Origin of the sequence: Micromonospora sp. NPDC050397 (assembly GCF_044901685.1) — a bacterium.
Classification (GTDB): domain Bacteria; phylum Actinomycetota; class Actinomycetes; order Mycobacteriales; family Micromonosporaceae; genus Micromonospora_G.
Genome location: NZ_JBJDPS010000006.1, coordinates 246,645 through 260,480 on the forward strand (window position 1 = coordinate 246,645; position 13,836 = coordinate 260,480).

Annotated in this window: 16 protein-coding genes; all 16 read right to left on the reverse strand. The window is 69.9% G+C overall.

Annotated features, from left to right (window positions below; all coding sequences use genetic code 11):
• Positions 1–156: 156 nt before the first annotated feature.
• Positions 157–597 carry a hypothetical protein gene (locus tag ACI2K4_RS22175; protein ID WP_404513750.1) on the reverse strand — a complete coding sequence of 147 codons (441 nt, stop codon included), beginning with the start codon at positions 595–597 and terminating at the stop codon, positions 157–159.
• Positions 598–624: 27 nt separating this feature from the next.
• Positions 625–855: a hypothetical protein gene (locus ACI2K4_RS22180; RefSeq protein ID WP_404513752.1), complete on the reverse strand. Its 231-nt coding sequence runs from the start codon at positions 853–855 to the stop codon at positions 625–627.
• 102 nt (positions 856–957) lie between these two features.
• Entirely contained in the window at positions 958–1,404 is a 447-nt protein-coding gene (locus tag ACI2K4_RS22185) for a single-stranded DNA-binding protein (RefSeq protein WP_404513754.1), read from the reverse strand.
• A gap of 91 nt (positions 1,405–1,495) precedes the next feature.
• On the reverse strand, positions 1,496–1,921 hold the full coding sequence (locus ACI2K4_RS22190) for a single-stranded DNA-binding protein (protein WP_404513756.1): 426 nt from the start codon (positions 1,919–1,921) through the stop codon (positions 1,496–1,498).
• Between the two features lie 449 nt (positions 1,922–2,370).
• On the reverse strand, positions 2,371–3,243 hold the full coding sequence (locus ACI2K4_RS22195; protein WP_404513758.1) for a bifunctional DNA primase/polymerase: 873 nt from the start codon (positions 3,241–3,243) through the stop codon (positions 2,371–2,373).
• Positions 3,244–3,374: 131 nt separating this feature from the next.
• Positions 3,375–3,947 carry a hypothetical protein gene (locus tag ACI2K4_RS22200; RefSeq protein ID WP_404513760.1) on the reverse strand — a complete coding sequence of 191 codons (573 nt, stop codon included), beginning with the start codon at positions 3,945–3,947 and terminating at the stop codon, positions 3,375–3,377.
• A 370-nt stretch (positions 3,948–4,317) separates the two neighbouring features.
• On the reverse strand, positions 4,318–5,382 hold the full coding sequence (locus ACI2K4_RS22205) for a hypothetical protein (RefSeq protein ID WP_404513762.1): 1,065 nt from the start codon (positions 5,380–5,382) through the stop codon (positions 4,318–4,320).
• Positions 5,383–5,552: 170 nt separating this feature from the next.
• Positions 5,553–6,206 (reverse strand): hypothetical protein, encoded by a 654-nt coding sequence (locus ACI2K4_RS22210; protein ID WP_404513764.1) that lies wholly within the window; start codon positions 6,204–6,206, stop codon positions 5,553–5,555.
• Between the two features lie 169 nt (positions 6,207–6,375).
• A complete protein-coding gene (locus tag ACI2K4_RS22215) occupies positions 6,376–6,996 on the reverse strand; it encodes a hypothetical protein (RefSeq protein ID WP_404513766.1) in 621 nt (206 codons plus the stop codon).
• Positions 6,996–8,453, reverse strand: coding sequence for a DUF3560 domain-containing protein (locus ACI2K4_RS22220; protein ID WP_404514065.1), 1,458 nt, complete (start codon positions 8,451–8,453; stop codon positions 6,996–6,998). The genes ACI2K4_RS22215 and ACI2K4_RS22220 overlap by 1 nt, the downstream gene beginning before the upstream one ends.
• Positions 8,454–8,675: 222 nt before the next feature.
• The gene (locus ACI2K4_RS22225) at positions 8,676–9,473 is read right to left on the reverse strand and encodes a hypothetical protein (protein ID WP_404513768.1); all 798 of its coding nucleotides are present in this window, start codon (positions 9,471–9,473) and stop codon (positions 8,676–8,678) included.
• Between the two features lie 113 nt (positions 9,474–9,586).
• Entirely contained in the window at positions 9,587–10,528 is a 942-nt protein-coding gene (locus tag ACI2K4_RS22230) for a hypothetical protein (RefSeq protein ID WP_404513770.1), read from the reverse strand.
• Positions 10,525–11,049, reverse strand: coding sequence for a hypothetical protein (locus ACI2K4_RS22235; RefSeq protein ID WP_404513772.1), 525 nt, complete (start codon positions 11,047–11,049; stop codon positions 10,525–10,527). The genes ACI2K4_RS22230 and ACI2K4_RS22235 overlap by 4 nt, the downstream gene beginning before the upstream one ends.
• A complete protein-coding gene (locus ACI2K4_RS22240) occupies positions 11,046–11,450 on the reverse strand; it encodes a hypothetical protein (protein ID WP_404513774.1) in 405 nt (134 codons plus the stop codon). Before ACI2K4_RS22240 ends, ACI2K4_RS22235 begins: the two co-directional genes overlap by 4 nt.
• Positions 11,447–11,890, reverse strand: a complete 444-nt coding sequence (locus ACI2K4_RS22245) for a hypothetical protein (RefSeq protein ID WP_404513776.1) — start codon at positions 11,888–11,890, stop codon at positions 11,447–11,449. Before ACI2K4_RS22245 ends, ACI2K4_RS22240 begins: the two co-directional genes overlap by 4 nt.
• A 152-nt stretch (positions 11,891–12,042) precedes the next feature.
• A complete protein-coding gene (locus ACI2K4_RS22250; protein ID WP_404513778.1) occupies positions 12,043–13,689 on the reverse strand; it encodes a ParB/RepB/Spo0J family partition protein in 1,647 nt (548 codons plus the stop codon).
• Between the last annotated feature and the right edge of the window lie 147 nt (positions 13,690–13,836).

Genomic DNA, 13,836 nt, shown 5'->3' on the forward strand with positions numbered 1-13,836 from the left:
TCCAGTGCCCGGGGCACGGGCCGCCGCGTTCAACGGCGGGACTGCGTGCAGGGCTCCCACCACGCCGGCCAGGATGTGCGGTGCGATTCATCCGCCGCTGCGGCGGGATGCGGCAGGGCCGTCTCGGGCAAGCAACCCGTGAGGGCGCGGGATGCGTCAGCGGTCGTGGCGCCGGCCACCAGCCGGGTATTGGTGTAGCCAGTAGAAGAAGTTCTTGCTGCGGTCTTCGATGTCGGCGGCGGAGCCCGGAACGGGTCTGCTGTCGACGCGGTGCCAGACGGCGGCCAGTAGTTGGTACCAGCGGTAGTAGAGCTCTTTCAGGGCGATGGCGTGTTCACGGTCGAGGTGGGTGCACCGGTTCCAGGCGGTGATCCACTGGCGGTGTGTGCCGTGGTGCTTGGGGTCGAACAGGTTGGCGGCGAGCATGTCGAGCTGCGTGCGGACGTCTGCGATGGTGTTGGGGACGCTGATCGGCGGGATCGGTAGGCACCTCGCCGCGTTCGGGTGGGCGGCCTCGACAACGGGTCGCAACGCCCGGTGGGCGGCGACGAGGTGAGTGCGGGCGGCGGTGAAACGCTGTTGGCTCGTCGGGGGCATGGGTCGCTCCAAAGGGTTCGAGCTGGGTTAGGTGCAGTCCAGGCCGCAGGAACGGCAGACCAGGACCTGGCCGTTGGCGATCCACTGGCCATCGGGCCGGTCGTCGCGGCACATCTCCGGCGAGGGGTAGAGCCAGTCGCCTTCGACGACGTGGCGGCCGGGGTAGACGTATTCGCCGCAGTGGTGGGTGACGGGTTGGTCCCGGTAGTGCACAGGTGGGGCGGGCGCGGTCGGGATCGTGAACAGAGTTGGCTCCAAGGGGGGATGGGTGTGAGCCGCTGTACGCGTCGGGGTGGAACGGCGGGCTCGGGCGGGCCAGTCGCGGTGGGAGTCCGCGACCGGCCCGCTCCCGGAGGCGCCTCAGTGGTGGAGAAGTTCCCGGTCGGTGGTGACGTCCGGGTAGGCGTCGGCGGCGTACTGCTCACCGTCAGCGGTGGTGACGATGTCGCCGCGACGGGTTTTGACCTGCGGTCCGGCGTGGGCGTCGGTGAACCGCATGGAGACCGACAGGTTGCGGGCCTGGACCTTCATCGCGGGCAGGTCGCTGTCGTTGATGTAGGGCAGGAGTTGCCCGGCCTCGATGATCACCTGGTCGCCGCGGGTGAGGTTGCGGGCCCGGGTGGCGAGGTCGCCCCAGCACATGACTTCGAAGAACATGGCGCGGGAGTCGACCCACTTGCCGGTGTGGTCGCGGTAGCGGTCGCGGTGCACGACGGGGAACTGGACGAACTCGCGGCCCTCGCGGGTGTGGCCGGTCTGCGGGGACGCGGTGAGCCGGGCTTCGATGACGCAGGCGAACAAGGACATGACAGGGGTGCTCCAAACGTCGACAGGGGTTCGGCGAGGCGAGCGGGGCCGGCCGGTGAGAGGGCGACCAGCCCCGCGCGGAGGGTTGGGGTCAGAAGGCCGGTTCGAGGTCGCGGTCCGACGGCGCCCACGGGTCCTGCTCGGTGGCGGGCTTGGCGGTGCGCTGGGACTGCGCTGCGGCGAATCGCATCGAGAGGGCGACGTTCGCGGCGGTGACCTGGAGTTGGCCGGCGGGCTTCTCGGTGGTCTGGTTGAGGTAGGCCCAGACGGTGAGGTCGTCGCGGGCGTCGACGATCACGGTGTCGCCCTTCTTGGCGCTCTCGGCGACCCGTTCGGCGAGGGCTTCCCAGCAGGTGACGGTGACCCACATGGTCGGCCCGTTGACCCACTCGCCAGCTGTGGTGCGGCGGCGGGTGTTGTGTCCGACGCGCAGCTTGCAGACGGCCTTGCCGGCGGGGCTGTAGCGCAGTTCGGGCTCGTCGGCCAGGTTGCCCTCGAAGGTGAAGCTGAACAGCATGACGGTGCTCCCATCAGGGTGGTGCGGGGTGCGGGTGCCGACCGGGTCGTGTGATCCGGCGCCGGGTGCCGCGCTGACGGGGCCGGTCAGAGCCCGCCCGTGGGCCGGGGCTGCAAGCAACCAGACAAAAAGATCTTGGCGTCGAGCGGAGCGAGACAAGACAGCCAAGATGTTTTTGGATGGGCTTAGCGGCCCCGCGCCCGGGTGGGCTGACCTTCGGGTCCCTCAGCAGCGGCATCAGGCGGCCACGGATCCCACCGACCACCAACGGCCGACAACCGCACCGCACCCTGCCGGGCCCAGCACCACACTGTTCAGCCCTCGACTCGTGGCCCGGTGCCGCGGCAACCGGCAAGCCCCGACCCGCCCGCTGCCCGTGCGCTCGGCCCCACCGGCCCCGGCCGTCACCACCGGTGCACAACGACCGCCAATCGAGGTCGCGGACCGGGTTAGCGCCGGGGGCGGCGGAGACCGGCCCGCCAACCGGACGCGATCGTGCGCCGCGCCTCCCCCTGGCTCAACCCCACCGACACCGCCGCGTCGGTCAACCGGGGCCACACCACGGCCTCGTCGAGCGCTCCACTCGCGGCGAGCTGGCCGAGCCGGAACGCGGCCCGGTTCACCGCGTTGTTACGGCCACCGCCCGTCACCCGCTGCCCGCCCCGGAACGCCGGACGCGGCGCGGCCAGAATCCGACCGACCTCCCCGTCCAACGCGGCCTGCGCGTACCGATCGACGTCGGCGATCGGCTCGGCCGCGACCGCCACCACCGGCGCTGGTGGGACCACCAACCGCGCAAGCGCCGGTGGGCACTGCGGCAGTGTGTCGCCGTCCCAGGGCTGGGTGAACAGGTACCGGTGGCCGGTCGCGTGCAGCGACGGCGGCGCGACCGCTGTTCCGCCCCGGCCGCGCCAGTCCACCCCGGGCAGTAACCCGATCCGACTGCCGTACCCGGTCGGGGCGAACCACAGGTGGTAGCCGAGACCCGTACGCACGAGCGGCCCGGCCGGGCGGACCACGTCGAGCAGATCGAGGACCGCGCGCAGGCCGGCGTTGGTGTCGACGTCGCAGACATCCAGCGTGGTTCCGGTGGACAGGCCGATGTTCGCCCTCGGCCAGCGCCGCCACCACGACCGGATCAACCGGGCGTCGGTCGACGCCTCGTGCAGCCCATGCCGCAGCCGTGGATGCTTTCCCGGCGAGCCGCACCCGTCACGCTCCCGGCAGGAACAACCCCGACCGGGGACGGGGGTGTGTAGCGGCATCACCGGGATACCGGCCTCCGCGTATCGCAAGGCCGCGCCGAGCAGACTCTCTCCCATCTCTTCACCTCCCCTGCTTCCCTCCATGGTGCGTGGCACCCGGGCGTCTCGGCGCTTTGTTCCGGGCGCCGAGGTTTGCCTTCTGCCGTGCTCGGGGGGCCAGTGCGGCTCCGCCGCCAGGCCGTAGGTGCCTAGAGCGGCTGGGTGCGGGGTGGGTTGGTCTCAGGGGTGGTTGTGGGCTGGCGTGGTGGTGAGGTGGCCAGGGTGTGCAGTTCGGCGGCGAGTTCCTCGGCGGCGGTGAGTTCGCGGTGGAGGTCGGCAAGTTCGTGGTGAAGGTCGACTTCACGCTGTCGTAGCCGGTCGATGGTGTAGGTGCGGAGGTGGGCGAGGCGGGTCGGGGCCAGATGTCGGGCGTGGGCGTGCATGAGGTCGTGGCGCTGCGGGAGGGTTGTCCATCGGTGGAGCAGTGCCCGTACGGCCTCGGTGAGGTATTTGGCGCTGTGGTCGGGTACGGCGTCGTCCCAGCGTCGGCGGCTGACGCGGCGGAGTCCGAGGTTCCCGTAGGTCATGTCCGGGATGAGTTTCGGGCTGATCGTGCACGAGCCGCTGACTTCGATGCCGTTGACCAGAGGTCGGTCGATACGGAAGGTGTTTGGCCTGGGCTCGAAGCCGAGCTCGACCCGGATTCGTTCCTCGGGTGTGGTGAGTGTCGGGGCGGGATCGGCGGCGATGGTGATGCTGCCGGTGAGCCGCGGCCCGGTCATCTGGTAGCGGACCCAGCCGGTGTCGAAGTGCAGTGTCTCGATAGCGCTGATGGTGGGGAAAGGTGCTGTCAGGGGCAGGGTGAGATGTGTCTTTCGGTCTGCGGTGGTGCTGGGTTCCTGCCAAGGGGCTTCGTCGGGGTGGCTCTGCGCTGGGGTGGTCACTGTTCGGCCCGTTCGTAGTAGGCGCCTTCGGCGGCGCTGGAGAGTTTTTCGGCGGCGAGTCGGAGGTGGTGCAGTTCGTCGGGGTTAGTTGGTCGAGAGCGTCTTTGGTGGCTTGTGGGTCAGGCTTGATGAGGGCGGTGGGGGACGGGAGCGGCAGGCCACGCGGGGGCGGTCGGCGTCGGGTGGCATCCCGGTCAGTCGGTCGGGGTCATGCCATCTCGGCCATGTGCGCCCGGTAGGCGCGGCCGGCGAGTTCCCGTTGTGGGTCGCTGAGGTCGCCGTCGCCGTGCACCACCTCACCGGCGGTGCGGGCGAGGGTGTCCAACTCGTCGCCGGTGAACTGGGCGGCAACGCCTCCGACGGTCACCACCCGCTGTACGGCATCGCGTCCCGGCGTGGCCGGAGAAGCGGGCGGTTCGTCGGATGCCAGGGTCACGCTGTCGACGGACCACGACTCGTCCTGGGCGGCGTGGAAGTAGAGGCGGGTGATCTCTTCGTCGGCGGTGGGCGGGTCGACGGGGCAACCGTGGTGGCCGGATACCTCCGGCCACCACTCCCGGGCGAACTCGGCTACACCACGCCTCGCGGCACTCTCCGACCGGTGGACCTCGACGGTCGTGCCGTGCCGGTGCGAGATCGACACCACCCACAGCTCACCGGCCGGCATGTTCTTCGGCTCGTTACGCTGCCGCTGCGCCTCGGCGATCGCGTCAGGCACCGTCAGTTCCCGCAGATCGCCCTCGTACCACCAGCGGGCACGGGTCAGCCCTCCGCCGGGCTGGATGACGACCGGGCTGGTCTCGGGGGCGGAGAGGAAGAACCCGCGCCCGTAGTCTTCGGCCAACTCAAGCCGAATCTCGATCGCGTCGCGTGTGTCGGTGTCGAGGTCCGGCATCACCGGCCCGCCGTACGCCTCGGCCTCGGCTCGCGTCACCGCGTCGGGGTGCGCCCCGATCTGGCCGTCGGACGGGCAGTGCCACAGCATCCGCCGCTCGGCATCCCAGACCGCGCATAGCTTCGCCGCCACCTCGGGGGCGTCGTAGCTGATCTCGACTGCCACCCGGTGCGCACCGGGGAACACCTTCGCGAGCATCTCGGCGGCCTGCCCGGCTTCCAGCGTCGCGTACCGGTCGCCGGCGGTGTCGGCGTCATCCTTCGCGGCCTGCCTCAGCGGGTCGACGGTGAGGCCGCTCACCGCGTGCGGGTCGACCAGTCGCGCCGCCGGACGGGGCCGGGTGGTGAAGGTGCGCAGGTCGATGGTCGTGCTGGTCATGATCGTTTCCTTCAGAGTGAGGTTGGGTCTGCCGAAGAACCGAGACGACCGCCGGCCCTTGTCGTGGGCTGGCGGTCGAATCGGAGTCGGCGCAGCGGATTTACGTCGCGCTCGGGCCGCCGTCGTGACCGGGAGCGCCGTAGTCGGCATTGCCGCAGGAGCAGCCCCGATCACCGTCCCCCGGCTTCGAGCCGGATCTGGTGGTGCCACAACGAAACCCCGGCCCCGTGCCGCCTCCACCGGGTCGACCAAGCGATGAGGGTGTCCGGACTGGTTGGGCCGTACACCGAGCGGTCGTCTGCGCGGACCAGGACCCGCTGCCCAGCGAGGAACAGCACGTGCCCGTGCGGCGAGTTCCGGAACCGGATCTCGCCGTTCGCGCGGCCGAACACCCAGGCGGCGAAATAGTCCTCGCCGTACTGCGGGTACCGGCCGTAGTCCGAGGCGATCAGCGCCATCCGGGTGCGCGCCCGCTCCAACGTCATCGACTCCAGGAAGTCGTCCGGCACAGTCGGGTGATGGGCGAGGGTGACGACCTCGACGTCGACGCCGGGAAACGTGGTGGTTGTCTGGTCGTCCAAGGTGACGGTGACCTGCCCGGCCTGGTGGTCGACGCCGGTGACGAGCAGCTGCTCGTGTTCGCCGCCCGGTCGGACGGCATGGCCGGGTCGTGGCTCGGTCAAGGGGGCGAGGCGGACCACGTCGCCGACGGCTATCGCGTGGCCGGGCCTGCCGTTGTGAGTGAGGCGCAGCAGCGCGGCAGGGCGGTCGAGGACCGGGTTTCCGGGAGTGTGAACGTAGTCGCGGATGGTCTTGATAGTCATGTCCGCTCCTCGGCCCCGGAATGCCGGGAAGTTGGGGGTGGGTTTTGTCGAGACCGGGAGACCGGCGTCCGGGCACCGCAAGGCCGCGTCGGGCAGGCTGCCCACCGTCTTCGCGCCTCGCCCGCGTCTCACCGTGTTTCATGGCACCCGCTTCGCACGGGCGCAGCTGTCAGAGCGAGTAGGGCCGTAGCTGGGTGCGGTCGGTGACGTGGGCGCGGACGGTCGGGTCGCCGACGGTGTGGATTTCGACACCGGCTTCGCCCCAGTCGTCGACCACCTTGTAGGGCCAGTCGGGGTCGCCGTGCCAGACCAGGTCACCGGGCTGGTACTCGACGCCGGGCAGCGGCACCATCTGGTCACCGCCCTCGTCGTGCCAACGGCGGACATCCGCGTCGATGTCGCTGTAGTTTCCGCGGTCGTTGATGTACCAGGCGCGGGGAAAAACCTGGTGGGTGACCATGGCGCGGGCCAGTTCGATCTCGGCGACGTCGCGGCTGGGAAAAGTCCCGACGATGCTGCCTTCGAGCGTGACGTGGTACCGGTCCCGGTCGAACGAGATGTAGGCGTCGGACTCGTCGGGGATGTCCCACCAATCGGCGAGGATGTCCGTTGCCGTGTTCTCGCTGAGGTCCCGCAGCCGCTCGGCCAGGCTGGACGCGTCGTCGTGGTCCCGACCGATGTTGATCCGCACGGCGGTCCCGTCGGCGCACACCATCAACTCGACGTCCCCGGTGTCGTTGCGCTCGACGTGGAACCGTGGCGCCGTGTCGTGGAGGGTGAGCTCGCCCATCAGAGGCCGCTGTCCCGGACGGATTCGTCAACGCCAGGGCCGGCAGCCGCAGAAACGACAGCGGGCGGCTCGGGTGTCCTGCCCGGGAAGACGGCGAGCCACTGGTGAGTCTGGAACTCGCGGGGTGGGCTGTCGGTGAGGGCGACGCTCACCCAGTTGCCGAGTTCACGGCGGTGTTCGACCGGCCCGACCGCCGTGACGGGTCCGGCGAAGTACCGCCACAACTCGCGTCGACCGCCGGAGTATTGCCACACCCCCTTGACGAGGTCGCCGGGGTGCAGGTCCTGCGGGTGGCGGTCAACCGGGTCGCCGTCGGGCAGCCGCCACGACGGTGCCCGCCGGTCCGCGAGCAGGGACGCCACGATGTCCGGCACGAGTTCGCCGGCCTCCAGGCGGTCGAACACCGCGAGGTAGGCGGCCGACAGGCGGCGGCTCTCGCTGACCGTCTCCGGGTCGGCGGTGCCGGGCCAGAACGCGGTGACCTCGGCGTCGCTGGCCGACAGGTCCAAGCCGTGAACGAGACGCTGCGCCCAGCGGACATGCCGGGCACGGGTCTGGTCAGCTGGGTCGTAGCCGGCGATCCGCGCCCCGTGCTCCAGACGCTGCCACCGCTCGACGGCGGTGGCGAGGTGCACCGGCCACGGCTGCCCGTGCGGGGTGTCGTACTGCAGGCCGTCGCGGCGGCGGCCGAAGATCTCGTCGAAGGGTGCCTTCTGCGGCCACATCGGGTTGTCGAGACTGACCGTCTTGCGGTTCACCCGCGTCACCCGGTACCACCCGTAGGAGCGCACCTGGACCAGGTCGTCCTTGGCGAGGTTGTCCGGCCCCCACGCCACGAACTCCCCGGACGCGGCGCGGTCGGCAAGCTTGGCCTCCTGATGGGCGATGTCCTCGGCCAGCCGGTCGATCTCCCGCTGCACCCGGGCCTGATACCCCGCACTGGTGTCGGCCTCGGCGGCGGCAACGCGTTCGCGTTCCCAGCGGCGCAGGTCGGCCCGGAGGCGTTCGAGCCGTCGCATGATCGCCCGAGGGTTGTCCTTCGCGTCCTCGTGCACGCGTACCGCGTTGGCCCGTTCGGCGAGGTCGCCCGCGTACCGGTCCTCCTTGATGGCCTTGTTGACATTGGTCCGGGCCCGTTCGCGGCGGTTGTGGTCGGCGGCGTAGGAGTGGTGGCCGGGCATCTCCGGCTGCCCGAACGGGATCGCCTCGTAGACCCGGTCCGCCGCGTGCTGCCGGGCGTCGCGGCGTGACGCTGCGGCGCCGGCCCGTTCGTGGAGTCGGTCGGCGCGTTCGTCGGCGCGGACCGCGCGGTCGGCTTCACGGTCGGCGGTCGGCCGCCACTGGTCGTCGACCTCGATCTCGACGTCGAACCCGTTGTCACGTAGCGCCTGCGCGGCGGCGTCGATACGCCACCGCTGGACGTCGCGGTCACGGCTGCCACGGATGTAGATCCCCACCGACGACGACCAGCGGAACCCGTGCGGCTTGACCAACTCGTAGACACCGTCACCCTTGCGGGAACCGGTCAGGACGGTGCCGTCCGCGTGCGAATGCGAAATGGTGATCATGGTGGTGCTCCTTGAGGGTGCTGAACGCGAAAAAGCCCGGCCCGCGCTGGGCGCGGACCGGGCGAGAAGAAACCGAGGTGGCGGCCTCCGGGTCAGCGGAGGCTCAGCGGGCTACGAGGGGCGGGTTGCCGCGCAGTCGTGTGCGGCGTGGGCGCTGAGTAGGCCGGCGAGGCCGTCACCAGGGGTGATCATGACGGTGGGGGTGTCGCAGGCGTGGCAGGTCAGCCAGTCACCGTCATCGTCAGCGCTGATGTAGGTGTCGGGGTGCGCGAAGGGCAGGCTCTCGGGGCAGCGGGACGCGGCGGTCGTCGGGTGGAGCTTGAGCGGTGACAGGGCCTGTAGTTGGTCGGCTAGGGAGTAGGCCGCGGTGAGGTCTTTGCGGACTTCGGTCAGGAGATGGTGGTTGAGGAGGATCTGACCGTGGGTCCACCGCTTGAGTCGGGCGTTCGCGGTGGTCCGGGCCGCCGCGTGCATCAGCTCTTTGACGTCGAGCCGGCGGTAGGAGTCGGCGAGCGTGCTGATCACGGTCAGGAGGTACCGGCGGCTGCGCTCGGGCAGCTTGGCGGTAGTCGCGGGGCGGTTCCGCTTTGTTTGGTCGGGCACCCGAAGCAGGTCCAGGTGGTGCTGCCAGGTTGGGTCGTCGAGGTTCACGACGGCGCCGCCTCTCGCGGTGATTCCGTGAACGACGGGCAGGTCGTCCTGGTAGTGCGCGAAGAGGTGGTCGCCGTCACCGAGCTGGATGATGATCCGGTCCGGGACGGCCTGGTCATCGCGGACGTCGGGTTTGAACGCGATCGAGCCGCGTAGGTGCGGCCCGGTCACCTGGTAGCAGACGACGCCGGTGGTCCGGACATCGGCCGTCACGGTGACTAGGCCGTAGCCGGCGAGGGCGTGAACGGTCTCGGTCATAGCAAACCCCCTGGGTTGAAATCGGGGTTGGACTGGCTGATGAGGGACGGCACAGCCACCGCCGGTGGCCGTTTACGGCGTCGGGATCGGTGGCCCGCCGGTGGGTGGATGTGTCAGGTGCGGCGGAACACGGCGATGCCGCCGCCGGGGACCCTGACGTCGCGGACGGAATCGCGGAACAGGCCCTCGACGAACGCCTCGGTGTGGAAGAACCGATCCGGGATACCAGCGGCCCGCAGGGCGCCGGTCCAGCCACGTCGGTCGCGTTCGACGGTGGCGAAGTCGTGGCGACCGGAGTGAACTCCCACGTACGCGGTGGCGAACGCGGCGGTGATCTGGTCGGCGGTGAGGTCGGTTTTGGTGGCACCCTCAACGTGCAGCCAGTCCCCGACGACCGCTGGCAGCAGGTCGTGGGTGGTGGCGAGGTCTTCGATGACGCACAGCACCTCGACGTCGAGACGGTCGCGGAGGCGGCCGTAGTCGCCGTACCCGAACGCGTCAACGATCAGGACCGGGCCGGTCGTATCGCACACCTGCCGCAGATGACGCAGTGACTCGGCAGGGTCGGCGGTGATCCGGGTCCAATGGGTGAGGGTCGGGTCGGCCGGGTCGGCGACCAGCACCTGGGTACCCGAATCACTCCGGTACGGCTCGGGCCCGGGGCTGCGGCCGTTGCTGGCGTCACGCAGATGGGCCAGGCATTTGAGGGCGCCGCGCGACAGGTGGGACAGGGCGACAACGGCTTGGGCCTGGTGGCGAAGCTGATAGCTGGTCAGCGTGGCGGCAGGGGTGACGACCCGTGCACCGTAGGTGAGCCACACGATCGGGGTTCCGTCGCAGGAGACAACGTAATAAATCGTGTCACCGGTCACCGGCGTCCCCCGCTCCCGGTAGATGCTGTCGTGCAGCAGGGCGGCGGCCTCAGGCGTCAGGGAGCCTGCCGGGATGGGCGCGTGACTGCGGTAGCGCAGCGACTGCCCTTGAACCCTCCCGGCGTTCGTGTCGATGAGGTCCCGCATCTCCCGCAGGGCCTCGGCCTGCGAAGACCGACTCATCGCCGCCCCCCGACATTGCGGTGATTCACGGGAGGGCGTGGCGACGTGTTGGCCGCGGACCCGCGATTCACGACCGGGTCCTGCCCGTCGGACGTCGGGAACGCGTACCGGAACGTATCGAGGTCGTCCAGGACGAGCGCGAGCCAGGGCCGCCGCTGGCGGGCCGCGGCCCTCAGGAGGTCGATCAAGAGACGGTCGGAGAACCGCTGGGTCAGTTCGAGGTGCTCGACGAAGTCGTCGCCACCGATCTCGTCGGTGTGCCCGAGTTCCTGACGGGTCCCTGAGCCCCAGCCGTCGGCGTAGACGATCCGGTGCCCGGCGTCGGGACGGGTCGGATCGGCGGGCAGGCCGGGGATGCCGTTGCTCATCAGGTAGGTGCCGTCGTCCTTGACCCACAGCAACGCCGGCACGGCGGGCAGGCCCTCTTCCTCGCGGGTCAGCGATCGGACGTGATCCGGCGCGGCGAGGGCGTGCTCGGCCAGGACCAGTGCCTCGTCCAGGGGGAACAGCAGGGTGATCATCGGTGGGTTTCCTTTGTCAGTTGCAGGTCGGGTGGGACGGTGCTGGTCCAGGTGAAGGTCATGGGGTCCAGGACCGGGCGGCCGTTGACGGTCACCGCGAGCCCGAAGTCGTCGCCGTCCTCTGTGCTCACGTCGACGCGTAGGTCGGCGGTGCGGTCGGTCGGCTGGTACACGCGGACCACGTACTTGTCCGCCGTGACGGCGGCGACCTGCAACCCGTGGCGGGTCTCGGTCACCTCGGCGTCGATCTCCCACGCCTCGTCGAGTAGCGGCCGTCCGCTGCCCGAGATCAGGGCAGATAGCAGGCTGACCACGTCGGCGCCGGAAGGGTCCGCCTCGCGATTGAGGAACGCGGTCAGGTCGTCGAGGATCACGGTGTCCGGATGCCGGTCGCCGGTCATCGCGCGCCTCCGGGGGCGGCCAGGACATGGTTGCGGAGGCGGTCCCATGATTCCTCCGGCAGCATGCCGAGTGCCCGTGCCTCGTCAAGGTGGTCCAGTGCCGCCGTATGGTCTCCGGCGTCGAACGCCGTCTGGGCCGCGACGAGCGCCGCTTCGCCCTGCTCGCGGCGCAGGTCGTGCCACTGCTGCGGGTTGCGGACCGGACCGGTCTCAGTGAGCGCTTCGGGGTGGGTGCGGCCGTGGGCGTAGATCCAGTCCCACTCGTCGCGGGTGGCTTTGACGATCTCGGCCACGTACCGGCAGCCATCGCCGGTGACCCGCTGGTAGCCGGGGCCGTGCTGTTCGAAGGCGAGCAGGATTTGCCGCTGGCGAATACGCACCAGCCGGGCGTCTCGATCATCGAGGATGTCGCCAGTGGTGGCCTGAGGGTTGATGGTCATGCTGCGTTTCCGATCAGGGTGCGGGGATGCGGGGGTGGGGTTCCGCCGGAGATGGGCTCGATGAGCCAGGCGATGAGGTCCCAGCGCCGAAGCGACAAGACGGCGGGAGGCCAGCGGGTTGCGCTGGCCTCCCACCGAAGGGGGTTGAGGTGTCAGACGGTGGTCAGGGACTCGGCCTCGGTGAGTTCGGCGATGTCGGAATCCGTGACCAGGCCCTCGATCGGGGCGCCGTCCTCGGGATCTGCTCCCTGCCCGTTGCTCGGTTCGCCGAGCTCACCGTCAGCGGTGTCGTCTCCTGGTAGCTCGATTTCGGTCACCTCGCCGTCGAGGTCCGGTTCGAGTTCCGGGTCGGTGTTCTCGTCGGGATCGTCGTCGCCGTGCAGGGACTGCCGCAGTGTGGTTTCCGCGTCGGAGAGGGTGTAGCCGTCGGCGACGAGTTGATCGAGCCAGAACGCCGCCGACTCCGGGTCGAAGCTCCAGGTCCGTTCGGTGGCGGCGTAGCCGAGGTTGCGCTCGTGGGCGCAGATCCACTGCGCTACCAGGCACCGGCGCAGCCGGTCCTCTCCGGCGGCCAGGACCACGTCCATGCCGTGACCACCCAACGCGGTGTAGAGGTCGTCGGCGTCGGCGAACCGGATCGAACCGGTGTCGGCGACGGCGTTGCGCAGCGCCTCGGGGAACAGGCGCTTCGCGGCGCGGGCGGAGGCGTAGGACTTGCGGTAGAAGTCCTCCCGCACGGTTGCGGCGAGGGTGAGGTTCTCGAGGTACTCGGCGTGGACCCGTTCGGCTTCCTCCCGCTCGGCCAGCTCGTCTTTCGACAGTCGGGTGGCGAATCTGTTCAGGCGGGTGTAGCCGTACCGGTCCGGGTCGGTGCAGTACACCACCGTCCGCGCGGCGTCGCCGAGGCCCTTCTCCACGAAGGCGGCGAACCCCGGCCGTGTCATCACCGCATCCGGATCGAGGCGCTGCCCGTCGGCGTCGACCAACGCCTCGGCGGCCACCTCGACACTGTCGTACGGGAACCCCTTCGGCTTCCCGGTGACCTTCACCCCGGCGAGAACCAGTTCGGCCTTGAGTCGTTCCTTCGCCGTGCCGAACACACGCTTGGACCGCTCGGAGGCGATCGCGTGCCGCAGTCCCCACGCCGACCCTGTCGCTTTGAGGATCCGGGTGAGGGCGGCGGGTTCCTCGGTGAACTCGGCGAGCGCGGCGGCGTCCTCCAGGGTGAGAGCACCGGCGTCTGCGGCCCCACGGGCCGCCTGCGGAAGGGCACGCAGTTGCAGGGTCTGCTTGACCTGCGCCGTGGGGATCGCCCTCACCTTCGCGATCTGCTCGGGGGTCCAGTCCAGCAGGGTGAGCTGGTGAAACGCCTCCGCTTCCTCGGTCGGTGTCAGGCCGATCCGGTGGCCGTTCTCGGCGAGTTGGGCGACGATCTGCAACGCGGCGCCCTCGTCGGCGGCGACCCAGCACGGCACCTGGCTCATTCCCAGGTCGATCGCCGCGTACTTACGACGGTGCCCGATGATCAGCTGGAACACGCCGTCGCGGCCCTCGACCGGGATGACGACCAGGGGGCACAGAATCCCAACGATGGCCATCGACGCTTTCAGGTCGGCCAGGTCACCAATGTCGGTGCGGAGGTTACGCGGGTTGTCGACCAACTCGGTCGGATCGACGTACTCCGACCGAAGCGCGGGCAGATCGGCCGCTGGGAACAGAGCGAGGTCCGGGCCGACGATCTCACCGGTGAGGACCTCGTCAGAATCGGAAGAGGAACGGGTCAGGGTGGCTGTAGACACAGAGAGTCCTTCCAACAACGAGGGAAAATGAGGAAGAAAGCCGCGCACGTCGGCCGGCGCGGTCGCCGGGTGAGCGGTGCTGGCCCGATCCGCCAAGGCCGACCGATCGGCGCAGCCCCGCAAGACCCACCCCCGGCCGCATCCACG